Origin of the sequence: Bacteroides salyersiae WAL 10018 = DSM 18765 = JCM 12988, assembly GCF_000381365.1 — a bacterium.
GTDB lineage: Bacteria > Bacteroidota > Bacteroidia > Bacteroidales > Bacteroidaceae > Bacteroides > Bacteroides salyersiae.
Genome location: NZ_KB905466.1, coordinates 2,335,753 through 2,360,768 on the forward strand (window position 1 = coordinate 2,335,753; position 25,016 = coordinate 2,360,768).

Sequence of the window (25,016 nt, forward strand, 5' to 3'; positions counted from 1 at the left end):
AAATACATTCTTTTTCTGAATGATATATATATTCTGATAGAAATTATAAGCAAAATTACTTATCTTTGTAGCCAATATTATAGAATACAGGAATCTAATGAGTCCATTAAACTTCACTCACATTCTGACACAGGCAGTCGATGAGCTTTCGGAAAGCGAATCATATAAAGGACTGTTTCATCAACACAAAGACGGCGAACCCTTGCCCTCTGCACGGGTATTGTGCGAAATTATCGAGTTGTCACGTTCCATTCTCTTTCCCGGGTATTTCGGTAATTCCACGATCAACAGCCGGACAATCAATTATCACATCGGAGTTAATATTGAAAAATTATTCGGCCTGTTGTCAGAGCAGATTCTGGCAGGATTGTGTTTCGGAAAAAATGAAGAATGCGGTACTTGCAACGAATTACAGCGCGAAGAAGCAGCCCGTCTTGCCGCAAAGTTTATCAGTAAGTTACCACATATGCGTCGTATTCTGGCCACGGATGTGGAGGCAGCTTACAATGGCGACCCTGCAGCCCAAAGCTTCGGCGAAGTGATTTTCTGTTATCCGGCCATCAGAGCCATCAGTAATTATCGCATTGCCCACGAATTATTGGAATTAGGTGTACCGCTCATTCCCCGTATCATTACGGAAATGGCACACAGTGAAACGGGCATAGATATTCATCCGGGTGCTCAGATCGGAAGCTATTTTACCATAGACCACGGAACCGGTGTGGTAATCGGAGCCACCAGTATCATCGGACAGAACGTGAAACTGTACCAAGGGGTTACGTTAGGTGCCAAAAGTTTCCCGTTGGATGCCGACGGCAAGCCGATCAAAGGCATTCCCCGCCATCCGATACTGGAAGACAATGTGATCGTCTATTCCAACGCAACTATCTTAGGACGTATCACTATTGGTAAAAATGCGACAGTAGGCGGTAACATCTGGGTGACGGAAGACGTACCTGCAGGAGCGAAAATCGTCCAGACCAAAGCCAAAAAATAAAGGAAACAATGTGCAAGTATGCCCATGTACCGATTAAGAGAATAAGAAATTAATAACTTGAATAATTAACAAATTAACGCGCCAGCCAATCGGCACATTACCCCCATTGGCATATTGGCACATTATTCATTATGAGCGAACAATTTGAAATGATTGCCAAAACCTTCCAGGGATTGGAAGAGATACTGGCAGAGGAGTTGACGACATTAGGAGCCAATGACGTACAGATAGGTCGAAGAATGGTTTCATTCACCGGAGATAAAGAGATGATGTACAAAGCGAACTTTTGCCTGCGCACCGCCATCCGCATTCTGAAGCCTATCAAAAATTTTAAAGCCAAGGATGCCGACGAAGTTTATGATCAAATTAAAGCCATCGATTGGGAAAATATATTGGATGTAAACAAGACCTTCGCCGTAGATGCCGTTGTATTCAGTGAAGAATTCCGTCATTCCAAATTCGTCTCTTATAAAGTGAAAGACGCTATCGTTGACTATTTCCGCGAATTGAACGGCAAACGTCCATCCGTGCGTATCAACAAACCGGATGTACTATTAAATATCCATATCGCACAAACGACCTGTACTCTCTCCCTCGATTCATCCGGCGAATCCCTACATCGACGCGGTTACCGTCAAGAAGCTGTTGAAGCACCGCTAAACGAGGTATTGGCAGCCGGTATGATTTTAATGACCGGATGGAAGGGCGAATGCGATCTCATCGATCCGATGTGCGGATCGGGAACAATCCCCATCGAAGCTGCATTGATAGCCCGTAATATCGCACCGGGTGTATTCCGCAAGGAGTTCGCTTTTGAAAAATGGGTAGACTTCGATCAGGAACTATTTGACAATATCTACAACGACGATACGCAGGAACGGGAATTCGGACATAAAATATACGGTTATGACAACAACCCGAAAGCCAATGAAATTGCCATGCATAACATCAAGGCTGCCGGTGTATCAAAAGACATCGTTTTGAAACTACAACCGTTTCAGCAATTCGAACAACCGGCCGAAAAATCAATTATCATCACGAACCCGCCTTATGGTGAACGTATATCCACCAATGACCTTTTAGGACTGTACAGCATGATCGGCGAACGATTAAAGCATGCATTTGTGGGCAATGATGCATGGATACTCTCGTATCGTGAAGAATGTTTCGACCAGATAGGATTAAAACCCAGTCAAAAGACCCCACTTTTCAACGGAGCACTGGAATGCGAGTTCCGTAAATACGAAATATTCGACGGTAAATACAAGGAATTCAAGAGTCAGGAAAGCGGCGAAGAGAATGGAGAAAAAACATCGAGAGAGAGAAAAGAATTCCGTCCACGCCGTGAAGAAGGAAGCCGTAGTTTCTCCGGAGACAGAAGGCCAAGAGAAGGACAAAGCTTCAATAATGGCGACAGAAAGCCGAGAGAATTCAAAAAAAATTAGAAGCCGAAGGCTGAAAAGTAGCAATGATGGATGAATTAGCTATCATAGAAAATAAGATCTATGAAATCAGAGGACAGAAAGTAATGCTGGACTTTGATCTGGCAGAAATGTACGGCGTAGAGACTCGAGTATTAAAACAAGCTGTACGGCGCAACATCGAACGTTTTCCAATAGAATTCATGTTTGAACTTACTAAAGAAGAAGCAGAGTTTTCAAGATCACAATCTGTGACCTTGAAAACAGGACAGGGACATAACATTAAATATCTTCCTTTTGCTTTTACAGAGTATGGAGTAGTGATGTTATCAAGTGTACTAAAAAGCAAAACGGCCATTGAAATCAATATCAATATTATCCGTGCCTTTGTCCACATGCGCCAATATTTGCTTTCGAACATCCCCAAGCAAGAACTGGACGAATTAAGAAAACGTGTGGAATATCTCGAAGAAGATATATCCTCCGATCGGGAAAGCTATGAAAAACAGTTCGAAGAGCTGTTCACAGCCTTTGCCAAAGTCAGTGCCATCATTCAATCTAAAACGGCTCCTTTAAACAGGGTCGAGATACAAGGATTCAAAAACCAAGAGGATAAATAAGAAAATGATGAATAAAAAAGGTTATCTACTGATAGGATTGATCTATAGCCTATTTATCACAAATATCATGTCGCAAGAGTTAAAAACGCCGACACTGGAAGATCTGATTCCCGGCGGCGAGACCTACCGTTATGCCGAAAACCTTTACAGCTTACAATGGTGGGGGGATGAATGTATCAAACCAAGTATAGATACTCTATTCGTTATCGATCCCAAAACAGGAAAAGAGAAGATCATCGCCATACGGGAAACCGTAAACAAAGTACTGGAAAAAGAGCAGACAGGAAAACTGCCGCATTTCTATTCCACAAGTTTCCCTTGGGCAGATAAAGAAGAAATGCTGATCGAACTGCCCGGCAAATATGTTGTCTATGACTTCAAAAACAACCGGATCGTTTCTACCGTTACATTGGCAAAAGGTGCTTCTAATCAAGATTATTGTACCGCTACCGGAAACGTGGCCTATACGGTCGGGAACAATCTGTACGTAAACGAGAATCCTGTTACCGATGAGCCCGAAGGCATTGTTTGCGGTCAATCCGTACACCGAAACGAATTCGGCATCTACAAAGGCACATTCTGGAATCCCAAAGGCGATCTGCTGGCATTTTACCGTATGGACGAAAGTATGGTGACTCAATATCCACTGGTAGATATAACCGCCCGTATAGGAGAAGTAAACAACATCCGTTACCCAATGGCGGGAATGACCAGCCATCAAGTCATGATAGGTATCTACAATCCGACTACCGGCAAAACGCACTATTTAAAGACCGGAGACCCTACCGACCGTTATTTTACCAATATCAGTTGGTCACCGGACGGGAAAAGCCTCTATCTGATAGAATTAAACCGCGATCAGAACCATGCAAAATTGTGCCGATATGATGTAGAAACCGGAGAACTGGCCGCTACCCTCCTCGAAGAGACACATCCCAAATATGTAGAACCTCAGCAACCCATCGTTTTCTTACCTTGGGATTCTACTAAGTTCATCTACCAAAGCCAACGTAGCGGTTTCAATCATTTATATCTGTATGACATCACCGGCAAGCTGATCAAGCAACTGACCGAAGGGCAATGGCTGGTTAATAGCATCTTGGGCTTCAATGAAAAAAAGAAAGAAATTCTTTTCAGTGTCAACGATGCTACAGGACGGGATAACTTCTCCGTAAATGTAAAAACAGGCAAACGCAGTCTGCCTTTCAGTATGCATACAGATACCGAAGGAGTACACAATGCTACAGCCAGTCAATCAGGCCGTTATGTGATTGACAGTTACTCTACTCCCACCATTCCCAGAAAAATTGACATCATCGATACTCAAACGGGAAAGAACATCAACTTGCTCACAGCAGCCAATCCGTTCGACGGCTACAAAATGCCGGTTATCGAAACCGGTACGATCAAAGCCGCAGACGGTGTAACCGATTTGTATTACCGCCTCATCAAACCTGCTGACATGGATCCGAACAAAAAATACCCCGCCATTGTATATGTCTACGGAGGTCCCCATGCTCAAATGGTCACAGGAGGCTGGCAAAACGGTGCCCGCGGATGGGATATTTACATGGCCAATAAAGGATACGTCATGTTCTGTCTGGATAATCGCGGCAGCTCTAATCGTGGACTGGAATTTGAAAATGTTACTTTCCGCCAATTAGGTATCGAAGAAGGAAAAGACCAGGTAAAAGGAGCCGAATTTCTACAAAGCTTGCCTTATGTAGATAAAAACCGGATCGGCGTGCATGGATGGAGCTTCGGCGGCCACATGACTACTGCACTGCTACTCCGCTATCCGGAGATTTTCAAAGTAGGTGTAGCCGGTGGTCCTGTTATCGACTGGAGTTATTATGAAATAATGTACGGAGAACGGTATATGGATACCCCTCAAAGCAATCCCGAAGGTTATGAACAGTGTAATCTGAAAAATCTGGCCGGCAACCTGAAAGGGCATCTGCTCATCATCCATGATGACCACGATGATACCTGTGTGCCCCAGCATACACTTTCATTCATGAAAGCCTGCGTAGACGCCCGTACTTATCCGGATCTCTTCATTTACCCGGGACATAAACACAATGTAATGGGACGCGACCGCGTACATTTACACGAAAAGATAACCCGCTATTTTGAAGATAACCTGTAAACCGGTGCCTGTTTTAAAGATGCGATAAATAAATTATAAGTAAGAACAAATGCCACATATCCGGTGCCGGACGCGCACATTGGTATATCGGCATATTAACCCAATTATCAATATGAAACTGTTACTCTTAGGTTCGGGCGGCCGTGAACATGCCTTAGCATGGAAAATAGCCCAAAGCCCCAAAGTGGAAAAGTTATACATCGCTCCCGGTAATGCCGGAACCTCTTCGGTCGGTGAGAACGTAAACATCAAAGCTACAGATTTCGATGCACTGAAAGCATTTGCTCTTAAAGAGAAAATCGACATGATCGTAGTCGGCCCCGAAGATCCGTTGGTAGAAGGTATTTACGACTATTTCCAAAACAGCCCTGAAACAAAGCATATTTCCATTATCGGGCCTACTGCCGAAGGTGCCCGTTTGGAAGGCAGTAAAGAATTTGCCAAAGAATTTATGCAACGCCATCACATTCCGACCGCACGGTACAAGAGTATCACAGCCGATACCCTGGAAGAAGGATTTGCTTTTCTGGAAAGTCTGGAAGCACCCTATGTATTGAAAGCCGACGGACTCTGTGCCGGAAAAGGAGTATTGATACTTCCGACTCTGGATGAAGCAAAAAAAGAGCTGAAAGAGATGCTTAGCGGTATGTTCGGAGACGCATCGGCAACAGTGGTTATCGAAGAGTTTCTCAGTGGAATCGAGTGCAGCGTATTCGTATTGACGGATAGCGAACACTATAAAGTACTTCCTGTAGCCAAAGACTACAAGCGTATCGGTGAAGGCGACAAAGGTCTCAACACGGGAGGTATGGGCAGCGTTACTCCGGTTCCCTTTGCCAATGAAGAGTTTATGGAAAAAGTCCGCACACGGATCATCGAACCTACCGTCAACGGACTAAAGACAGAGGGCATTCTTTATAAAGGCTTTATCTTCCTGGGGCTGATCAACGTAAAAGGAGAACCGATGGTGATCGAATACAACGTCCGTATGGGAGACCCGGAAACAGAAAGCGTAATGCTTCGCGTCAAAAGCGATCTCGTAGAGCTTTTCGAGGGAGTAGCCCAGAAAAACTTAGATACAAAAACGCTCGAGATCGATCCTCGCACGGCAGCATGTGTCATGCTGGTAAGCGGCGGCTATCCGGAAACTTACCAGAAAGGATTTCCTATCAGCGGCATTGAACAGGCCCAAGATACGGAAAGCATTCTCTTTCATGCCGGCACGGCCTTAAAAGAGGGTCAAATCGTAACCAACGGAGGACGTGTCATTGCCATCAGTTCGTATGGAAATTCCAAAGAAGAAGCACTTGCAAAGAGCTATCAAGTGGCCGAGATGATACAATTTGAAAAGAAAAACCTCCGGCACGATATCGGATTTGATTTATAATGAGAAATAGAAGACTACAAGGCCGGATAACAGCAGGCAGATTCACACTGCCCGCTGTTATCCTTATTTGCATCGTCTGCTGGATAGGCACTTCCATCCTGCTGCCTGCAATGAGTTCGGAAAAAGAAGCCGGATATGCATTGTGGCAGTCGGTCTGCACACTTTATCTCCCTGCCTGGGCCGACAGGGTCATCAGCTTTATGCTATACGCCGCCATCGGATATTTTCTGATCGAGCTCAACAATACGTTCGCCATTATCCGTATGCGGGCTTCGGTACAGACCTCCATTTATTTTTTATTGGTAACCATCTGTCCGGGCATGCACCTGTTGTATGCAGGAGATATAGCCGCCGTAGCCTTCCTTATCTCTCTGTTTTTCTTATTTAAAAGTTATCAGCACCCCCGTCCGGTGAGTTATATATTCCATTCTTTCGTTTTCATAGGAGCGGGAAGCCTGCTGTTTCCACAATTATTATATTTCATTCCCCTTTGGCTGATAGGAGCTTATTACTTCCAATCACTCACAGCCCGTAGTTTTTGTGCCGCATTGATAGGGCTGAGTGTTTCCTATTGGTTTTTGTTCGGCCATGCGTTCTTCTACGGTCAGATGGAGCTGTTCTACCAACCATTCGTCGAGCTGGTTCATTTCCAACCGGTCAATCCCGGCAAGGACCTTCAACTTTGGGAGCTCGTTACGCTTGGTTATCTATTCATCCTGTTCATAGTCAGCGCAGCGCATTGCATTGTCAGTGGATTCGAAGACAAGATACGTACCCGTTCTTATCTGCATTTCCTGATTTTCATAAATTTCTGCATATTCCTGTTCATATTCCTGCAACCGGCCCACTGCATGGACCTACTATCGTTACTTCTGATAGGAGTCAGTATTCTTGTGGGACATTTGTTTGTTTTAACCAACAGTAAAGCCGCTAATCTATTCTTTATCGGTTCCATGACCGGATTAATTCTCTTATTCTGTTTCAATGTATGGACGCTTTTATAAATTTTCTTATTGAATGGGGTTATTTAGGCATGTTTCTTTCTGCCGTACTGGCTGGGAGCGTTGTTCCTTTCAGCTCGGAAGCGGTGTTGGCAGCATTGGTTCTGCCCAGTACAGGTTTGAGTCCTGTTATCTGCCTGTTATCAGCTTCGGCAGGCAACCTTTTAGGTAGCCTGACCTGCTATGCAATGGGGCGCATGGGCCGTATGGATTGGCTTGAAAAATACTTCCACATGAAACGGGAAAAGGTAGAACGTATGCAAGCCTACCTCAACGGACGAAGCGGCTTCATGGCTTTCTTCGCTTTTCTTCCCATTATCGGAAGCGTAATAGCCGTTGCACTGGGATTTCTGCGAAGCAATATATGGGTAGTTTCCATCTCTATGCTGGCCGGAAAAATGCTGCGTTATATATTAGTAATCCTTGCAGCGAGGGGGCTGATCGACTTAATGGTATGAAACGAATCATTGAACTGACTGCCGATGGCAGCGCCACTCTTTTCGTTCCGGAGTTGAACGAACATTATCATTCTGTGAAAGGTGCCAGAACCGAGTCTCAACATATTTTCATCGACATGGGATTGAATGCCTCCGAAGCCGTAGAGCCACATATTCTCGAAATAGGTTTCGGAACGGGATTTAATGCTCTGCTTACACTTGAAACTGCAGAAAGATCCCTTCGGAAAGTGCACTATACCGGTATCGAACTCTACCCGCTTTCCTGGGATATCGTAGAGCCGTTGGGATATAGTAACAACCCGTTGTTCAAAACATTACATATGATTCCCTGGGGTGAGGATGCAATAATAACGCCCCACTTTACGTTAAGAAAAGTACAAGCGGATGTAAACAATGTATTTATGTGTCCATGTGGCAATCTATCTGCTGAAAACACGGTGATACCTGACAGTAACCGGGGGATCGGCACGGCAACACATTGGGACATTATCTATTTTGATGCTTTTGCACCCGAGAAACAACCGGAGATGTGGTCGCAAGAACTATTCAACCGGCTATATGTTATAATGAATCCGAAAGGCATACTCACCACTTATTGTGCGAAAGGGATAGTACGCCGTATGTTACAGGCAGCAGGCTTTACAGTGGAACGCCTTCCCGGCCCCCCAGGAGGAAAACGAGAAATACTAAGAGCCCGGAAAGACTGTCCGCCGGAGAAAAAAACAACCATCTAAAAAGAAACAATATATATGAGACATATCTTCGCTCTTCTCCTGATAATCATCTGCCTGACATCGTGCAATACAGGAAAGTCAAAACAAAATAACGAGAAGCCGGTTATTGCCGTCACCATCGAGCCGCAACGTTATTTCACCGAAGCCATTGCCGGAGATAAATTCGATGTCATCAGCATCGTACCCAAAGGCAGCAGTCCGGAAACCTACGATCCGACGCCCCAACAGCTCGTTTCACTTGGAGACAGCAAAGCCTATTTCCGCATCGGCTATATTGGCTTCGAACAAGTCTGGATGGATCGTCTCACAGACAATACCCCCCACATCCAAGTATTCGATACGTCGAAAGATGTAGACCTCATTTTTGAAGAAGAAGAGATTCACGGAGACCACCGCCATGCCGGAGGCGTGGAACCACATATCTGGAATTCGACCGGCAATGCCCTCATCATCGCGCGTAATACGTACAAAGCGCTCTGTCAGCTGGATAAAGAGAACGAAGCCTATTATCTGGCCCGATACGACAGTCTGAGCCAACGTATCATACAGACAGACAGCATTATCCGGGAAACCTTGAAAGAGCCCGGCGCTACCCGGACATTTATGATTTATCATCCGGCCCTTTCCTATTTCGCCCGCGATTACGGACTGCAACAAATCAGCATCGAAGAGGGCGGAAAGGAGCCCTCTCCTGCCCATTTGAAAGAGTTGGTAGATGTTTGCCGCCAGGCAGACGTCCGTGTTATTTTCATCCAACCCGAGTTTGATCATCGTAATGCAGAAATCATAGCTAAAGAAACCCGGACAAGAATTGTCCCCATCCATCCTCTCAGTTACGACTGGGAAGCAGAAATGCAGGCAGTTGCCCGGGCATTGGCAAACAACGATAAACAATAAACGATCCGATGACGACACAACCGATAATAGAAGTTCACGGACTTTCCGCCGGATATGACGGACGTACCGTGCTGCATGACATCAACCTTACTGTCTATGAAAATGATTTCTTAGGCATTATCGGCCCCAACGGAGGAGGAAAAACAACTCTTATCAAATGCATTTTAGGGTTATTAAAACCTACAGCCGGAAAGATTACATACAATATTTCGACTATGGGTTACCTCCCGCAATACAATACGATCGACCGTAAATTTCCTATTTCCGTTGAAGAGGTAATATTATCCGGACTCAGTTCCAAAAAGTCACTCATCAGTAGATTTACAGACGAACAACGCGAGAAAGTGCGTTCAACCATCGCCCGTATGGGACTGGAAGGCTTGGAAAGCCGTGCGATCGGACAACTCAGCGGCGGACAATTACAACGTGCTTTATTGGGGCGTGCCATTGTCAGTGACCCGTCGGTCGTTATCCTCGACGAACCGAGTACTTACATAGACAAACGTTTCGAAGCCCGCCTATACGAGCTTTTGGCAGAAATAAACAAAGAATGCGCCATTATCCTTGTGAGTCACGACATCGGCACGGTACTGCAACAGGTCAAGTCCATCGCCTGCGTCAACGAAACACTGGATTATCACCCGGATACGGAAGTCACGACAGAGTGGCTGGAACGTAACTTCAACTGCCCTATCGAATTATTAGGGCACGGCACATTGCCACACCGCGTACTGGGAGAGCATCACCATCATCATTAGAGGAAAGAGAGAAACCAATAAGAGTCTTAATCGTTTCACAGTTGTGAAACGAGTTCCTCACACATGAGAGACGTGCGTCTCACAACCATGAGACGCTCTCCTCACAATTGTGAAACAGTAAAAAAGCAATAGAAAAAACATAAAAGAGCGACTGCCTTATCACCTTTATTCAACCTGCACACTCCGCAAACAAAGCATATCGACGGACATCCCGTATAGGCTTCTTCCTAAAATCTTATAATTATTCCTCCCTTTCCACTTCTTTATACATGTAAATCATTATCTTTGCGCCCACTTAACATGTTAATGAATAAACAACTATCGTTTTAATGAAACAGTACAAAACCGTAAACAACCTCGTCGGTTGGCTTACTTTCATTATCGCTGCCACGGTCTATTGCATGACAATAGAACCGACAGCCAGTTTCTGGGATTGTCCCGAGTTCATTACTACCGGCTATAAACTGGAAGTCGGTCACCCGCCCGGCGCACCTTTCTTCATGCTGACAGCCAACCTATTCTCACAATTTGCATCCGATGCCACCACCGTGGCCAAAATGGTGAATTACATGAGCGCCCTGATGAGCGGTGCCTGTATTCTGTTCCTTTTCTGGAGCATCACCCATCTGGTACGCAAACTCATTATCAAGGACGAAAACAACATTACGACCGGTCAACTGATCACCATTATGGGTAGCGGACTTGTCGGTGCATTGGTATACACCTTCAGCGACACCTTTTGGTTCAGTGCCGTCGAAGGTGAAGTTTACGCCTATTCATCCCTGTTCACAGCCGTTGTATTCTGGCTGATTCTGAAGTGGGAAGATGTGGCCGACCAGCCACACAGTGATCGCTGGATCATCCTGATCGCCTATCTCACAGGATTAAGCATCGGTGTTCACTTGCTGAACCTGCTTTGTTTACCCGCCATCGTATTGGTATATTATTATAAAAAAGTTCCCAACGCCAATGCCAAAGGTTCGCTTTTGGCCCTTTTCGGTTCTATGGTACTGGTAGGAATCGTACTTTACGGCATTGTACCGGGAGTTGTAAAAGTAGGCGGATGGTTCGAACTGCTCTTTGTCAACAGCATGGGGCTGCCATTCAATACCGGTGTTATTGTTTATATCATTATACTTGCAGCGAGCATCATCTGGGGAGTATACGAAAGTTATACGGAAACCAGCCGCCCACGCATGAATATCTCTTTTATGCTTACCATTGCCCTGTTGGGTATCCCATTCTACGGACACGGAGCAAGCAGCGTCATTATCGGTATTATCGTACTGGCAGCCTTGGGACTTTACCTGTTCGCAAAAAAACTCGATCTGAAATACCAGATATCTGCACGCACCATGAATACCGCCCTACTCTGTACCATGATGATCATGGTAGGCTATTCGTCGTATGCCCTGATCGTTATCCGTTCAACGGCCAACACTCCGATGGACCAAAACTCTCCCGAAGATATCTTCACACTGGGCGAATACTTGGGACGTGAACAGTACGGAACCCGTCCGTTATTTTACGGACAGGCCTACTCTTCAAAAGTAGAATTGGAAGTCAAAGACGGATATTGCGTTCCTGTAGAAGCCAACAGTACCACCAAATATATCCGTAAAGAAAAAACATCCGCAGACGAAAAAGACTCGTACATCGAGGTTCCCGGACGTGTGGAATATAAATATGCACAAAACATGCTCTTCCCGCGTATGTACAGCAGCGCACACGCAGCACAATACAAAGGATGGGTAGATATCAACGGTGTCGACGTCCCCTACGACGAATGCGGCAATGCCATCATGGTCAACATTCCGACCCAATGGGAAAACATTAAGTTCTTCTTCCGCTACCAGCTCAATTTCATGTACTGGCGTTACTTTATGTGGAACTTTGCCGGACGTCAAAACGACCTCCAGGGAAGCGGTGAAATAGAACATGGCAACTGGATTACAGGCATCCCGTTCATCGACAACTGGCTGGTAGGCGACCAGAGCCTGCTTCCGCAAGAACTGAAAGACAACAAAGGACACAATGTATTCTACTGCCTGCCTCTGCTCTTAGGTATTATCGGCCTCCTTTGGCAAGCCTACCGGGGACAGAAAGGCGTACAGCAATTCTGGGTAGTATTCTTCCTGTTCTTTATGACCGGTATTGCCATTGTGCTCTATCTGAATCAGACCCCGAGCCAGCCCCGTGAACGAGATTATGCATATGCAGGCTCCTTCTATGCCTTTGCCATCTGGGTAGGTATGGGCGTGGCAGGTATCATCAAGCTCTTGCAGGACTACGCCAAAATGAAGGAACTTCCGGCGTCTGTCCTTGTTTCAGTACTCTGTCTGCTGGTTCCCATCCAAATGGCAAGCCAGACATGGGATGATCATGACCGTTCGGGACGTTACGTCGCACGTGATTTCGGGCAAAACTACCTGATGTCTTTACAGGAAAGCGGCAATCCGATCATCTTTACCAATGGTGACAATGATACATTCCCCTTATGGTACAATCAAGAGACAGAAGGTTTCCGTACCGATGCCCGTACCTGCAACCTGAGCTATCTGCAAACGGACTGGTACATCGACCAAATGAAACGCCCGGCTTACGATTCCCCGTCACTCCCCATCACATGGGACCGCGTAGAATACGTAGAAGGAACCAATGAATACATTCAGATCCGTCCGGAAATCAAACAGACCATCGACGCCCTCTATGCCCAGGCAAACAGCAGCGACAATCCGGAGGCCTTGCAGAATGTCCGTAACGAGTTCGGAGAAGATCCCTACGAATTAAAGAACATCCTCAAATACTGGATACGTTCCGAGAAAGAAGGGTTACACGTTATCCCGACTGACAGTATCGTCATCAAAATCGATAAAGAAGCCGTACGCCGCAGTGGTATGAAAATTCCGGAAGCATTGGGCGATTCAATCCCCGATCACATGAATATCCTGCTGAGAGATGACAACGGAAGACCCAAACGCGCACTTTACAAAAGCGAGCTGATGATGCTCGAAATGCTGGCGCATGCCAACTGGGAACGGCCGATGTATATGGCCATCACCGTAGGCCGGGAAAATCAGTTAGGCATGGACAAACACTTTATCCAGGAAGGTCTCGCTTCCCGCTTCACACCGTTCGAAACCAAAAAGTTAGGAACAACCGTGGACAGCGAAAAGATGTATGACAACCTGATGAACAAGTTCAAATTCGGCGGCATCGACAAACCGGGCATCTACATTGACGAAAACGTAATGCGCATGTGCTACACACACCGCCGTGTGTTCGCCCAGTTGATAGAGCAGCTGATGAAAGAGGGCAAAAAAGACAAAGCCCTCGCAGCACTGGATTATGCAGAGAAGATGATTCCTGCTTACAATGTTCCCTACGATTGGCAGAACGGTGCCGTACAAATGGCAGAAGCCTATTACCAGTTGGGAGAGACAGAAAAAGCAGATAAGATTATGGACGCATTGGCCAATAAAGCCATCGAATACCTCACTTGGTATCTCAGTCTGGACAATTCGCAATTCTTCGTATCATCACGGGAATTCGAATACCACATCGCTCTGCTGAACGAAGAATTGAAACTCATGGAGAAATATAAATCAAAACTGTCAGACAACTATTCCGGCAAACTGGACGAATTGTATGGCATGTATGTTTCCCGCATGAAAGGAGCAAGATAAAAGGCAATGTTTATAGAGCAACCACCGTGGATTTTCCGCGCTCTATATCCGAAAGCTATCTTCCGGATGAGTCCCGACGAGAAGGCTGTTTATCTGACCTTCGACGATGGCCCCATCCCGGAAGTAACTCCGTGGGTATTGGAGTTGCTGGATAAATACGACATCAAGGCCACCTTTTTCATGGTAGGCGATAATATACGGAAATATCCGGATATATTCAGAATGGTCGTCGAACGCGGGCACCGGATCGGGAATCATACATTCAACCATATTCGCGGATTCGAATACTCTGCCGACGAATACCTAAAAAACACCGATCTCGCCAACCGGGAAATGAAGACCGACCTCTTCCGCCCGCCACACGGACATATGGGCTTCAAGCAATATCACACACTAAAACAACACTATGATATCATCATGTGGGATTTAGTGACACGTGATTACAGTAAAAAGAGACGTCCCGAGCAGGTCTTGGCCAATGTAAAACGGTATGTGCGCAATGGTTCCATCATCACCTTCCACGACTCACTAAAATCGTGGAACAATGGGAATCTGCAATACGCTTTGCCCCGTTCAATCGAGTACCTGAAACAACAGGGCTATGCTTTTAAAGTACTTCCTGCCCGGAGAAGCTCACCGGACGACGGCAATAACAGAAAATAAAATCGTGAAAGCAAAACCATGGAGGTAAAAACCCTTTCTGCAAGTCAAATAAAAGCCGAAGCTCTACGCCTCGGCTTTTCTGCATGCGGAATGGCGCCGGCAGAACCGGTAAACACAGCCATTGCCGACGCTTTCAGCCGATGGCAGGCACAAGGAATGCAGGCGAACATGAATTATATGGGCAACTATCTTGACAAACGCCTCGATCCCCGCCTGCTGATGGAAGGGGTACGTACCATTCTGTCCGTAGCTCTCAATTATTATCCTGCCCGGCAATTACGGGAAGACCAATACCAGTTTGCCTGGTACGCCTATGGCAAAGACTATCACGACTTGATGAAAACCAGACTGACCTCGTTGCAGGCATACATTTCCGCACACTCTCCCCTACCCTTGCAAAGCCGTGTGTTCTGTGATACCGCCCCCGTATTAGAGCGTTATTGGGCCTATCGCGCAGGGCTCGGCTGGATAGGAAAAAACACCCAGCTCATCATTCCACATGCCGGTTCCTGCTTTTTCTTAGGAGAATTGTTTCTCGATATGGAAGTAGACGAATACGACCAGCCACAGAAAAACCGGTGCGGCAATTGTACCCGATGCATACAGGCTTGTCCTACAAAAGCGCTGGAGGCTCCTTTTTTGCTCAATTCAAGACGTTGCCTGTCTTACCTTACCATTGAGAGCCGTGACGCCATTCCTCTCTTAGAGGGCAAAAAAATGGGCAATAAAATATATGGCTGCGACGAATGCCAGAAAGCCTGTCCCTGGAACAAGTTTGCCACCCCTTGCCAGACACCTGAACTGCAACCCACAGAGCTCTTTATGCAGATGGAGAAAGAAGACTGGCACACACTGACAGAAGAGCAATACAGAACTCTTTTTAAAGGAAGTGCCGTAAAAAGGGCCAAATATGCCGGACTAATGAGAAACATACATCAGGTGGAAAGTAACGAATAAGCTCCAATCGCATCGCCCCCTATCCGGCAAAGTCAAACATGAGACGGCAGTGACAATTTTTGAGAGAATGCCAATAAAAAAAATAAAAGGTTACGATATCCTGCCGTTAATCAAGGATCCCGCCAAACCTGAAACAATACGGGAAGCCACCGTACATCATTCCATCCGTGGAGAATTTGCCATACGAAGAGGGAAATGGAAATTACTATGCTCACCCAGATCCGGTGGCTGGAGCTATCCGAAACCCAATGCAGACAAAGAAGCAATTACCTCATCACCTCTCATCCAACTTTATGACATGGATCAGGATCCGGGAGAAAAACATAATGTATACAAAGAACATCCGGATATCGTAGAAGAATTGAGAGCACTCTTACAGCAGTATATAAAGAACGGAAGAAGTACTCCCGGAACTCCCCAGAAAAATGGCGCCGTCCATAAATGAGAACAGGTAAAAAGCATCATGCACGATGATTAGAGTCATTTTCCGAGCATAAAAAAGAGACCGCCGCACAGCATCATGCTCCACAACGGTCTTTTTTTCTATTTGAAGTATTCTTAATCTTACTGTACGGTCACCGTCAACGGGGCCCGCAACTTCTGTGCAAACGCAGCTACATACTCATTCCAGGCATCAGCCGTTTTGATATCAGCCTTGTCCCATGCAGCTCCCCAGTAATAAGTGTATTCCGAACCCGGCTCGTAGTCACTGACAGCCAATACATGGCCATCTGCCCCACCGCGCAATTCTTTCTTCTCTTTCTCCGGGAAAAGAGCAACTTTAGCCTCTTTTACCGTAGCAGGGAAAGCCGCACCAACAAAAATCTTTCCATTATTGTTGTTTACGTTATCCGTCGGGTCTACATAAGTGATATAACCGTTAGCGGCATCGGCTACAACAGCACCATCCGGTTCATGGAGAACAATACCGGTAACTACAGGAGTCGTTTCTTTCAGATTGCTGTAAGCAACAACCGTCTTGTTCATATGCGAACCTGCATCCAGAGAGATCAGACGAGTTTCTACCACATCCGTATTCTCTTTCACTGTCAATGGGTTATACACCAACTTCACAGTAAAACGCAAGGGGCCATTGTCCAGAATTTCCTGCGTAGCATAGCAATAGGGATAAACAATCTCGTCATCAACCATCAAGGCAGCCGTACCGCCACCCAATGTAGGTCCTACTTTATAGCAATCCAACCCATTACCATGATCTACATGATAAGAAACAGAGCGGTAAAGCTCACTCGCTGCTTTCGGATCCGTCTTCTTCAACTCATCGATCTTCGCTTTAGTTTCCGGATTCAATTCGCTTGCATAACGGGCCTCTACAACCGGTTCCGTTGTGTTGTATTTGGTCCATACATCATAGCCGAAAGCACGTTCGCCGGTAGCCTGCAAAGCCGGGCCATAAGCACGGAAAGCAACCAGGTCATTCTCCCATGCCACATCATCCACACGTTCGGGATAATAGCGTCCGCATGCCTTCGTATCGAAAACAGCCGGCACACCTGCCTGAATAGTATAAGCGGCAGTCCCGTTTGCCTTTACCGTGGCCGGGAAAATCACTTTCTCATCATAAGTAATCTGATAAGGTACTTGTTGCCCGTCAGCATCGAGTACAATAATTTGTGCCGTATCGGCCAATTGCAATTTAGAAGTAACATCACTCATGGATACCTCCACCATTTCACCGGCACGCTCCATAGCAGTTGGGTTCGTTACCGTTACAGTAACCGTTTTGCTCTCATTACAAGCGAAACATACAAGAGCAGTTGCAATAAAGAAAAATAGTTTTTTCATCTTTCTGTCGTTATTTTGATTATAAAAACCCGAAAGGGCGGAGTTCTCCCCCGCCCTACAGTATATAACTGTATTTTGTCTCTTATTTCGGTTGTTTTCCGATGTATGCCAGAATACCGCCGTCAACGTACAATATATGCCCGTTTACGAAGTCAGAAGCATCCGATGCCAGGAACACAGCAGGTCCTGCCAGATCTTCCGGAGTTCCCCAACGGGCAGCCGGAGTTTTAGCTATAATGAACGAATCAAACGGATGACGCGAACCGTCCGGTTGGATCTCGCGTAATGGAGCAGTCTGTGGAGTAGCGATGTAGCCCGGGCCGATACCATTACATTGGATGTTGAATTCACCGTATTCAGAAGCGATATTTTTAGTCAGCATCTTCAAGCCGCCTTTAGCAGCAGCATAAGCCGATACAGTTTCACGTCCCAGCTCACTCATCATCGAGCAGATATTGATAATTTTACCGTGACCTTTTTTAATCATAGAAGGGATAACAGCCTTTGACACGATGAACGGGCCATTCAAGTCGATATCGATTACCTGACGGAATTCGGCAGCAGTCATTTCATGCATCGGAATACGCTTGATGATACCTGCATTGTTTACCAGAATATCAATAACGCCTACCTCTTTTTCAATCTGAGCTACCATAGCGTTTACCTGCTCTTCGTTGGTCACATCACATACATATCCTTTAGCCTCGATACCTTCAGCCTGATAAGCAGCAAGACCCTTATCCACCAGTTCCTGCTTGATATCGTTAAACACAATCTTTGCACCGGCCCGAGCAAAAGCAGTGGCCAAAGCTAAACCGATTCCGTAAGACGCACCTGTTACCAGTGCTACTTTACCTTCTAATGAAAAGTTTACCATAATAATAATTTATTAATGTGCCAATGTGCCAACATACCGGCAAAGGTACTAATTCACACATCCAGCACGAAGATTGTTAATTAATTGTTCTTATTAAGCTATTTCTTAGAGCCTGTTTAAATTGATACATTGGCACATCAGTGCATTGTATCCTTATTTAAGGTCTGTAATCAACGAGAAGTCCTGATCTCCATAGTCAAGGTTTTCTCCTCCCATACCCCAGATAAATGTATAATTGTGCGTAGCGGCAGCCGAATGAATAGACCATTCGGGAGACAGAACAGCCTGGTCACCCTTCATCCATACGTGACGTGTTTCATCCACCTCACCCATGAAATGACATACAGCATGCTCTTCGGGTACTTCAAAATAGAAATAAGCTTCCATACGGCGGCTATGGACGTGTGCCGGCATTGTGTTCCATACACTTCCCGGAGCCAGTTCCGTCATACCCATTTGTAACTGACAGGTAGGCAATACCTGATTCACCAGCATTTTATTGATATTACGGTGGTTAGAACCTTCCAACGATCCCATTTCTGCAACCACAGCATCTTTCTTCGTCACTTTCTTATCCGGATAATTGCGGTGGGCAGTCAATGAGTTGAAATAGAATTTGGCGGGATTCTTTTCATCTTTGCTCTCGAAAGTCACTTCGCGGTCTCCCGAACCTAAATAAAGGGCTTCTTTATAATCGAGTTCGAATACTGCATTACCGGCTTTCACCACACCGGGACCACCTACATTAAAAATACCCATTTCGCGACGAGTCAAGAAGTAAGGAGCTTTTAGCGGATCGATCGCTTCCAGTTTAAGCACCTCTCCTACCGGCATTGCACCACCGACCACCATTCGGTCATACATAGAATATACCATATTTACTTCGTTAGCTGAGAATACTTTTTCAATCAAGAAGTCACGACGGATTCTCGTAGTGTCGTAGCTTTTTGCATCTTCCGGATGCGCAGCATAGCGAATTTCATAGTTCGTTTTCATACTTTACTTATTTAAATAGTTTATAATATTACAGTTCAGGTGCACGTCGTTTGCGTACACGATGCAAAAATAGAAAAAGAAAATGGCAAAACCTTGCATTTTTGTTCTTATTATCTATCAATATTGTCCACAGACAGATAATAAACGAAGCGTTTAACAAACTATAATACGAATTAGAGAAGTACCATTCAATATTTTTTCAGAAATACCGAAAGATCATTTTTACATTAATTCCTCAGAATTTTACGTTGCCCCCCAATTGTTGTTCGAAATAAAGAGAAGCCGGATGGCAGAAAAAGCAAAATCCCCGACGATCATTGATCACCGGGGATTTCTATTTTGTTGTCCTACCAAGATTCGAACTTAGACAAACAGAACCAAAAACTGTTGTGCTACCATTACACCATAGGACAAACTCGCTGTGCTTTCTGTTAAAAAGCGGTGCAAAGATAGTGCTATGCAACTAAATCTCCAAATATTTTGGCATTTTTTTTATTTAGCAATGATCAGATAGTAGTTCTTCTTGCCCCGTTGAACAAGTAAATACTTCTCATCCAGTAAATCTGCCGTAGTAATCACTTGGTCGAATGCGGCCAACTTTTCTTTATTCAGAGAGACGCCTCCGCCCTGTACCAACTTACGCATTTCACCTTTTGATGCAAATACAGCCGCATTGTCTACAAACAAATCGACCGCCTTCACACCTTCAGCCAGTACATCACGAGACACTTCGAACTGCGGAACACCTTCGAAAACCGCCAATAGCGTGTCTTCATCGAGTTTTCTCAATGCATCGGAAGTAGCATTACCAAATAAGATATTAGAAGCGTCTACAGCCGCATTATAGTCCTCTTCAGAGTGAACCATAATCGTCACCTCTTTGGCCAGACGTTTTTGAAGCACACGCAGATGCGGGGCTTGCTGATGCTCTGCAATCAATGAATCGATTTCCTCTTTTGAAAGAGCAGTAAATATCTTGATGTAGCGTTCCGCATCCGAATCGCTGACATTCAACCAGAATTGATAGAATTTGTACGGTGAAGTATATTTCGCATCGAGCCATACATTACCCGATTCCGTCTTACCGAATTTACCGCCATCCGCTTTGGTAATCAACGGACAAGTCAAAGCAAAGACCTCTCCTCCGTTCGTGCGACGTATCAGCTCGGCACCCGTAGTGATATTGCCCCACTGATCCGAACCACCCATCTGAAGTTTACAACCCTTAGTCTGGTTCAAATGCAAAAAGTCATATCCCTGAAGCAACTGGTAAGTAAACTCCGTAAATGACAACCCGTCACGGGCTTCCCCGTTCAGACGTCTCTTTACCGAGTCTTTTGCCATCATATAGTTCACAGTAATATGTTTACCCACTTCACGAACAAAATCAAGGAAAGTGAAATCTTTCATCCAGTCATAATTATTCACCAACTCTGCGCGATTCGGTACCTCCGATTCAAAATCCAGAAACTTGGCCAACTGCTTCTTGATACAAGCCTGATTGTGACGCAAAGTCTCTTCATTCAGCAAATTGCGCTCTGCCGATTTACCGGACGGATCACCAATCATACCTGTCGCACCACCGATGAGTGCCAACGGTTTATGACCACAACGCTGGAGGTGGCGGAGCATCATTACGCCACACAAGTGACCAATATGCAATGAATCAGCCGTCGGGTCAATCCCGAGATAAGCTGTTACTTGCTCCTTAGCTAACAATTCTTCTGTGCCCGGCATCATATCTTGCAGCATGCCACGCCATCTTAATTCTTCTACAAAATTCATCGAATGATATTAGTTTTTAAATATTTAGTCAGGGCAAAAGTACGACTCTTTCTTTGAAGAAACAACTCTTATCCATTAAAAAAAACTTTCTTGATATTATGCTGTATCTGCTCCGTAAGTTTGATTACGGAGATTCCCAACGTACGAGCTGCCCTCTCGCATACTTGACAGATATCCGTCTCGCTGTCATCCGTCTCTAAAAAGAGTCTGTCAAGCGGTATTACCCGTAAAGAATCCTCATTATAACGAATCCCCAAAGAAAGATAAAAGCCCGAACGCAGCATTTCCAAAGCCAATTCCGGCTTTCCGCGAAAACCGTGCTGAATCCAGGGGATATGACCAGAAGCGTTCTTTTTCAAAAGTCCGATAATCCCGGTAGACTTCACATTATGAATCAGAACCGGTTTTCCTAACTTTTCCGCAACAGCCAACTGACGCGAGAAAATGCGTTCCTGAGCCATCAATAACTCCGGATAAACATGTTTATCCATACCGCATTCGCCAATAGCAAGCACTTGCGGATGCCCGGCCAACTCCTCAAACAAAGTCCAGTCTATCCGATTTTCCAACGTCACTTCCCACGGATGTACACCTACAGAATAAAACCGTCCTGCTTCCGGAAAGAACTTATCTTTCGGAAAACGAATATTCAAGATTGCCCGGAAAGGATCTTCGGACAAATGATGAGAATGTATATCCAACAGTTTCATAATCAACTAAGGTACAGGGTCATATCCGGAACCACCCCAGGGATGGCAACGCAGTATCCGTCTTACAGCCAAATAAAAACCCTTAAAAGGACCGTGTTTTTTAATTGCCTCGATGGCATACTGCGAACAAGTCGGAGTAAAACGGCAGGAGGGAGGGAGCATAGGAGAAATACATGCCCGGTAAAAATAGATAGGAATCAATAATATGTACGACAACAGACGCTTCATTCCAGCCTCTCCGCGATACGGGCCAACAACACTTTTACCTTCTCTTCTATTTCCTCAGTACGGCACAGCTCATCCGACAGATAAATAAAAGCAATCGTCAACCCAAGTCCTTTTTCTTGCAGAACCTGCCACAACGGACCCTTATTCTTCCGGTAAGCCTCACGTATCTGACGTTTTACCCGATTACGCTTTACCGCCCGCTTAAACCGCTTTTTGGGGACACTGATAAGGATAGACACAGGCACTTCCTGCTGCTCCACAGACATATACACCGCACGCAGAGGAAAGACGGAAAACGAACGTGAAAAACCGCCCGCAAACATCTTTTCAATAACAATCTTACTATGAAGCCTTTCAGCTTTACACAATGTATTCATCCGTACGATATAAAAAACAACGAGCTACAAGCACACGCACGTGCGCAGCACTTGTAGCTCGTCGTTTGTCATTTATTAATTACTTTCCTTTGTTATTCTCCTTAATGAACATATCCAAAGCGGCTGTCATAGAAGGAGCCTGTACGGTAGGAGCCTCTAAATCCAAGCGAAGCCCGGCATCACGAACAGCTTGTGCTGTTGTAGAGCCGAATGTTCCGATCTTAATATTCTTCTGATCAAAATCCGGAAAATTCTTCTTCAACGAAGAAACACCGGCCGGACTAAAGAATACCAACATATCATAGTCAAATTCTTCATCCTTGCCAAAGTCATTACTAACAGTGCGATACATCACTACCTCCGTATGCTGGATATTATGTTTATCCAACAGGTTCTTGATGTCATCATTGTGCACATCCGACATCGGCACGAGATATTTCTCAGTCTTATGTTTCACAATAGAAGGAATCAGATCTTCAATCTTACCTGTAGCGCCAAAGAATATCTTGCGCTTGCGGTATTGCACATACTTTTGAATATAAAGTGCAACTTGTTCCGTTACACAAAAATACTTCATTGTTTCCGGAATAGTCACACGAAGCTCCGTGCAAAGATGGAAAAAATGATCAATCGCATGACGCGAAGTAAATATGACAGCTGTGTGGTCAAGGATTGACACTTTCTGTTGTCTGACCTCTTTAGCAGAAACACTTTCTACTTTGATAAAGGGGCGGAAATCTATTTTTACGCCATACTTTTCGGCAATGTCGTAATAGGGAGATTTCTCTGAAGCAGGTTTTGGCTGCGACACAAGTACTTTCTTAATTTTCAACGTCCTAAATTTTTATTACCAATATATTGTTTAGTTCTCTCAAGCCCTGATACAAAAGTAAATAGGGCATGATTTCAAGGGCACAAAAGTACAAAATTAAAAGGAAAAGGCTGCTAATCTTATCGAAAAAAAGCTTTATCCACTTATAAAACATCAATATTTTAGCAAAAATTATCAAGAACAGCCCGATTGAAACTAAAAACAAGATATTCAAATCGAAATAAACAAGGAGAAGAACGAACGGAAAAAGAACGAATCCGAGGTAATAAATCAGTGTAGAATAAGACTCCAACCATATAGTTGTCCGATTTTTATCAAAAAACACCCACCCTAAGAAAGAATAAAACAGCCACTTTAGTAAAAGATAAAGCAAACAGATAAGAATATAAATTCCTAATAGGAGAGGAGGGGAAACCTTTTCCATCAAAGTCGGCTGCACATCATTAAAGTAGTTAAAAATGCAGATACCACTCAAGATACAGGTCTGAAATACCAGCAACAACAGATAACGGACATCCGCCGCCGTAGAGGCAGCAAAAATACTTGTACGTTCGCGATGAAGCATAAAGTCCTTTGCTTGTTGAGAAAGAAACTTCTTGCTCCGTGCCAACGCAAAGGACGAGAAGAAGAAACAGGCAAGCAGAACCAATGCAATTACATCGTCCGTACGGGGAGAATAGGGAAGGGGTATCCCCTCAAAACCCGATACAAGCATCAACCACGCACTCATATAGCCGCAAATTTACGGATGGACGCATCCCAAACGGGAACCCTATACACCAGTTCGACAGCCTCTTCAGGAGTGGCAGCCACATGCCAGATATCGCCATGCTGTCTCCGCATAAAATTCTCGTCAATAGCCCGCTTAAGCTGGTCGAGCAACGGATCGAAAAAGTCGTTTGTATTCAATATCACAATCGGATTAAGATAAAGCCCCAACTGTTTCCAGGTGATAACTTCAAGCAGTTCCTCCAATGTACCGCATCCGCCGGGTAAAGCTATGACAGCATCACTCAAATCCGCCATGAGCTGCTTCCGCTCATGCATACTTTCCACTTCAACCAACCGGGTCAATCCTGTATGGTGCCATCCCTGCTCCACCATAAACCGGGGAATAACCCCCGTAACCTCACCTCCGTTTTCAAGGACAGCATCGGCTACAGAACGCATCAATCCAATACTTCCAGCACCGTTCACCAAACGGATACGCCGTTCGGCAAACAACTTGCCCAACCGGCCGGCTGCTTCAAAATACACTTTATCTATCTTGCTACTCGATGCGCTGTAAACACATACGGAATTTATCTGATTCATACTTCTATATCATATGTTTAGACCACAAAGGTACGTTTTTTTGGGTTACACATAAAATCCTTCAATAAAAGAAGTATAAAAAATGGCCCTAATTCAGAGAGTGGATCATTATCGTCTTCACAAGACATTCTATATACTTATCAACAACCATTAATTGTAGTGTACTGAATAAGTTGACACTTTCTAAATCAAAAAAAGTATGTCAACCAAAAGAAAACCTCACAGAAAGTTTACAGAATTGGAAAGTAAGTCTTATATTCGCGAGTATCTTTCCAGCTCCGACCGTCGGAAAACATTTGAACGACGTAATGGATTAAGTTTAGGTACATTGTCCCGCTGGATGAAAATGTACGAGATAGAAGA

24 protein-coding genes and 1 tRNA gene are annotated in these 25,016 nt (G+C 45.0%); 14 read left to right on the forward strand and 11 right to left on the reverse strand.

Features of this window, described 5'->3' with window-relative positions; genetic code table 11:
- Positions 1 to 97 precede the first annotated feature (97 nt).
- The 14 genes from epsC (at position 98) to HMPREF1532_RS08785 (ending at position 16,173) form a co-directional block, all read left to right on the forward strand.
- A complete protein-coding gene (gene epsC, locus HMPREF1532_RS08720) occupies positions 98 to 997 on the forward strand; it encodes a serine O-acetyltransferase EpsC (protein ID WP_005927827.1) in 900 nt (299 codons plus the stop codon).
- A gap of 131 nt (positions 998 to 1,128) precedes the next feature.
- Positions 1,129 to 2,442, forward strand: coding sequence for a THUMP domain-containing class I SAM-dependent RNA methyltransferase (locus tag HMPREF1532_RS08725; RefSeq protein ID WP_005927830.1), 1,314 nt, complete (start codon positions 1,129 to 1,131; stop codon positions 2,440 to 2,442).
- A 26-nt stretch (positions 2,443 to 2,468) separates the two neighbouring features.
- The gene (locus HMPREF1532_RS08730; protein WP_187373827.1) at positions 2,469 to 3,038 is read left to right on the forward strand and encodes an ORF6N domain-containing protein; all 570 of its coding nucleotides are present in this window, start codon (positions 2,469 to 2,471) and stop codon (positions 3,036 to 3,038) included.
- 7 nt (positions 3,039 to 3,045) lie between these two features.
- Entirely contained in the window at positions 3,046 to 5,187 is a 2,142-nt protein-coding gene (locus HMPREF1532_RS08735; protein ID WP_005927836.1) for a S9 family peptidase, read from the forward strand.
- 112 nt (positions 5,188 to 5,299) lie between these two features.
- Complete coding sequence (gene purD / locus HMPREF1532_RS08740) at positions 5,300 to 6,574, forward strand: phosphoribosylamine--glycine ligase (protein ID WP_005927839.1); 1,275 nt, start codon at positions 5,300 to 5,302, stop codon at positions 6,572 to 6,574.
- A complete protein-coding gene (locus HMPREF1532_RS08745; protein WP_005927842.1) occupies positions 6,574 to 7,578 on the forward strand; it encodes a hypothetical protein in 1,005 nt (334 codons plus the stop codon). Before purD ends, HMPREF1532_RS08745 begins: the two co-directional genes overlap by 1 nt.
- Complete coding sequence (locus HMPREF1532_RS08750) at positions 7,563 to 8,033, forward strand: YqaA family protein (RefSeq protein WP_005927846.1); 471 nt, start codon at positions 7,563 to 7,565, stop codon at positions 8,031 to 8,033. The genes HMPREF1532_RS08745 and HMPREF1532_RS08750 overlap by 16 nt, the downstream gene beginning before the upstream one ends.
- The gene (gene mnmC2 / locus HMPREF1532_RS08755) at positions 8,030 to 8,767 is read left to right on the forward strand and encodes a tRNA (5-methylaminomethyl-2-thiouridine)(34)-methyltransferase MnmC2 (RefSeq protein ID WP_005927849.1); all 738 of its coding nucleotides are present in this window, start codon (positions 8,030 to 8,032) and stop codon (positions 8,765 to 8,767) included. Before HMPREF1532_RS08750 ends, mnmC2 begins: the two co-directional genes overlap by 4 nt.
- Positions 8,768 to 8,782: 15 nt before the next feature.
- Positions 8,783 to 9,664: a metal ABC transporter solute-binding protein, Zn/Mn family gene (locus HMPREF1532_RS08760; RefSeq protein WP_005927852.1), complete on the forward strand. Its 882-nt coding sequence runs from the start codon at positions 8,783 to 8,785 to the stop codon at positions 9,662 to 9,664.
- Positions 9,665 to 9,672: 8 nt separating this feature from the next.
- Complete coding sequence (locus tag HMPREF1532_RS08765) at positions 9,673 to 10,422, forward strand: metal ABC transporter ATP-binding protein (RefSeq protein ID WP_005927855.1); 750 nt, start codon at positions 9,673 to 9,675, stop codon at positions 10,420 to 10,422.
- A gap of 329 nt (positions 10,423 to 10,751) precedes the next feature.
- Positions 10,752 to 14,108: a glycosyltransferase family 117 protein gene (locus tag HMPREF1532_RS08770; RefSeq protein ID WP_005927857.1), complete on the forward strand. Its 3,357-nt coding sequence runs from the start codon at positions 10,752 to 10,754 to the stop codon at positions 14,106 to 14,108.
- A 6-nt stretch (positions 14,109 to 14,114) separates the two neighbouring features.
- Complete coding sequence (locus HMPREF1532_RS08775) at positions 14,115 to 14,771, forward strand: polysaccharide deacetylase family protein (RefSeq protein WP_005927860.1); 657 nt, start codon at positions 14,115 to 14,117, stop codon at positions 14,769 to 14,771.
- 18 nt (positions 14,772 to 14,789) lie between these two features.
- The gene (queG, locus tag HMPREF1532_RS08780) at positions 14,790 to 15,728 is read left to right on the forward strand and encodes a tRNA epoxyqueuosine(34) reductase QueG (protein ID WP_005927863.1); all 939 of its coding nucleotides are present in this window, start codon (positions 14,790 to 14,792) and stop codon (positions 15,726 to 15,728) included.
- Positions 15,729 to 15,795: 67 nt separating this feature from the next.
- On the forward strand, positions 15,796 to 16,173 hold the full coding sequence (locus tag HMPREF1532_RS08785; protein ID WP_244266414.1) for a hypothetical protein: 378 nt from the start codon (positions 15,796 to 15,798) through the stop codon (positions 16,171 to 16,173).
- A 119-nt stretch (positions 16,174 to 16,292) separates the two neighbouring features.
- Here the strand turns inward: HMPREF1532_RS08785 and HMPREF1532_RS08790 are convergent, their stop codons facing one another.
- The 11 genes from HMPREF1532_RS08790 to HMPREF1532_RS08840 form a co-directional block, all read right to left on the reverse strand.
- Positions 16,293 to 17,534: a DUF4861 domain-containing protein gene (locus HMPREF1532_RS08790; RefSeq protein ID WP_005927869.1), complete on the reverse strand. Its 1,242-nt coding sequence runs from the start codon at positions 17,532 to 17,534 to the stop codon at positions 16,293 to 16,295.
- Between the two features lie 82 nt (positions 17,535 to 17,616).
- Positions 17,617 to 18,411: a gluconate 5-dehydrogenase gene (locus HMPREF1532_RS08795; RefSeq protein ID WP_005927873.1), complete on the reverse strand. Its 795-nt coding sequence runs from the start codon at positions 18,409 to 18,411 to the stop codon at positions 17,617 to 17,619.
- Between the two features lie 153 nt (positions 18,412 to 18,564).
- Positions 18,565 to 19,407, reverse strand: a complete 843-nt coding sequence (gene kduI / locus HMPREF1532_RS08800; RefSeq protein WP_005927876.1) for a 5-dehydro-4-deoxy-D-glucuronate isomerase — start codon at positions 19,405 to 19,407, stop codon at positions 18,565 to 18,567.
- A 342-nt stretch (positions 19,408 to 19,749) separates the two neighbouring features.
- A tRNA-Gln gene (locus HMPREF1532_RS08805) sits at positions 19,750 to 19,820 on the reverse strand.
- A 79-nt stretch (positions 19,821 to 19,899) separates the two neighbouring features.
- The gene (gene tyrS, locus HMPREF1532_RS08810; protein ID WP_005927879.1) at positions 19,900 to 21,192 is read right to left on the reverse strand and encodes a tyrosine--tRNA ligase; all 1,293 of its coding nucleotides are present in this window, start codon (positions 21,190 to 21,192) and stop codon (positions 19,900 to 19,902) included.
- A 68-nt stretch (positions 21,193 to 21,260) separates the two neighbouring features.
- Positions 21,261 to 21,902, reverse strand: coding sequence for a TatD family hydrolase (locus HMPREF1532_RS08815; protein ID WP_005927882.1), 642 nt, complete (start codon positions 21,900 to 21,902; stop codon positions 21,261 to 21,263).
- A gap of 6 nt (positions 21,903 to 21,908) precedes the next feature.
- Positions 21,909 to 22,130 (reverse strand): membrane protein insertion efficiency factor YidD, encoded by a 222-nt coding sequence (gene yidD, locus HMPREF1532_RS08820; protein WP_005927884.1) that lies wholly within the window; start codon positions 22,128 to 22,130, stop codon positions 21,909 to 21,911.
- A complete protein-coding gene (gene rnpA, locus HMPREF1532_RS08825; RefSeq protein ID WP_005927887.1) occupies positions 22,127 to 22,507 on the reverse strand; it encodes a ribonuclease P protein component in 381 nt (126 codons plus the stop codon). Before rnpA ends, yidD begins: the two co-directional genes overlap by 4 nt.
- A 79-nt stretch (positions 22,508 to 22,586) precedes the next feature.
- Positions 22,587 to 23,339, reverse strand: a complete 753-nt coding sequence (locus HMPREF1532_RS08830) for a uroporphyrinogen-III synthase (protein WP_005927890.1) — start codon at positions 23,337 to 23,339, stop codon at positions 22,587 to 22,589.
- Positions 23,340 to 23,343: 4 nt separating this feature from the next.
- Positions 23,344 to 24,069, reverse strand: a complete 726-nt coding sequence (locus HMPREF1532_RS08835) for a DUF4271 domain-containing protein (RefSeq protein WP_005927892.1) — start codon at positions 24,067 to 24,069, stop codon at positions 23,344 to 23,346.
- A complete protein-coding gene (locus HMPREF1532_RS08840; protein WP_005927894.1) occupies positions 24,066 to 24,653 on the reverse strand; it encodes an LOG family protein in 588 nt (195 codons plus the stop codon). Before HMPREF1532_RS08840 ends, HMPREF1532_RS08835 begins: the two co-directional genes overlap by 4 nt.
- Positions 24,654 to 25,016: the final 363 nt, after the last annotated feature.

Bases quoted from the DNA above. Each gene is read 5' to 3' on its own strand.
- tyrS (WP_005927879.1), bottom strand. From the start codon at position 21,192: ATGAATTTTGTAGAAGAATTAAGATGGCGTGGCATGCTGCAAGATATG.
- HMPREF1532_RS08795 (WP_005927873.1), bottom strand. From the start codon at position 18,411: ATGGTAAACTTTTCATTAGAAGGTAAAGTAGCACTGGTAACAGGTGCG.
- HMPREF1532_RS08790 (WP_005927869.1), bottom strand. From the start codon at position 17,534: ATGAAAAAACTATTTTTCTTTATTGCAACTGCTCTTGTATGTTTCGCT.
- HMPREF1532_RS08770 (WP_005927857.1), top strand. From the start codon at position 10,752: ATGAAACAGTACAAAACCGTAAACAACCTCGTCGGTTGGCTTACTTTC.
- queG (WP_005927863.1), top strand. From the start codon at position 14,790: ATGGAGGTAAAAACCCTTTCTGCAAGTCAAATAAAAGCCGAAGCTCTA.
- mnmC2 (WP_005927849.1), top strand. From the start codon at position 8,030: ATGAAACGAATCATTGAACTGACTGCCGATGGCAGCGCCACTCTTTTC.
- HMPREF1532_RS08725 (WP_005927830.1), top strand. From the start codon at position 1,129: ATGAGCGAACAATTTGAAATGATTGCCAAAACCTTCCAGGGATTGGAA.
- yidD (WP_005927884.1), bottom strand. From the start codon at position 22,130: ATGAAGCGTCTGTTGTCGTACATATTATTGATTCCTATCTATTTTTAC.
- HMPREF1532_RS08815 (WP_005927882.1), bottom strand. From the start codon at position 21,902: ATGAAACTGTTGGATATACATTCTCATCATTTGTCCGAAGATCCTTTC.
- HMPREF1532_RS08735 (WP_005927836.1), top strand. From the start codon at position 3,046: ATGAATAAAAAAGGTTATCTACTGATAGGATTGATCTATAGCCTATTT.
- rnpA (WP_005927887.1), bottom strand. From the start codon at position 22,507: ATGAATACATTGTGTAAAGCTGAAAGGCTTCATAGTAAGATTGTTATT.
- purD (WP_005927839.1), top strand. From the start codon at position 5,300: ATGAAACTGTTACTCTTAGGTTCGGGCGGCCGTGAACATGCCTTAGCA.
- HMPREF1532_RS08775 (WP_005927860.1), top strand. From the start codon at position 14,115: ATGTTTATAGAGCAACCACCGTGGATTTTCCGCGCTCTATATCCGAAA.
- HMPREF1532_RS08785 (WP_244266414.1), top strand. From the start codon at position 15,796: ATGCCAATAAAAAAAATAAAAGGTTACGATATCCTGCCGTTAATCAAG.
- HMPREF1532_RS08745 (WP_005927842.1), top strand. From the start codon at position 6,574: ATGAGAAATAGAAGACTACAAGGCCGGATAACAGCAGGCAGATTCACA.
- HMPREF1532_RS08840 (WP_005927894.1), bottom strand. From the start codon at position 24,653: ATGAATCAGATAAATTCCGTATGTGTTTACAGCGCATCGAGTAGCAAG.
- HMPREF1532_RS08835 (WP_005927892.1), bottom strand. From the start codon at position 24,069: ATGAGTGCGTGGTTGATGCTTGTATCGGGTTTTGAGGGGATACCCCTT.
- HMPREF1532_RS08760 (WP_005927852.1), top strand. From the start codon at position 8,783: ATGAGACATATCTTCGCTCTTCTCCTGATAATCATCTGCCTGACATCG.
- kduI (WP_005927876.1), bottom strand. From the start codon at position 19,407: ATGAAAACGAACTATGAAATTCGCTATGCTGCGCATCCGGAAGATGCA.
- HMPREF1532_RS08765 (WP_005927855.1), top strand. From the start codon at position 9,673: ATGACGACACAACCGATAATAGAAGTTCACGGACTTTCCGCCGGATAT.
- epsC (WP_005927827.1), top strand. From the start codon at position 98: ATGAGTCCATTAAACTTCACTCACATTCTGACACAGGCAGTCGATGAG.
- HMPREF1532_RS08730 (WP_187373827.1), top strand. From the start codon at position 2,469: ATGGATGAATTAGCTATCATAGAAAATAAGATCTATGAAATCAGAGGA.
- HMPREF1532_RS08750 (WP_005927846.1), top strand. From the start codon at position 7,563: ATGGACGCTTTTATAAATTTTCTTATTGAATGGGGTTATTTAGGCATG.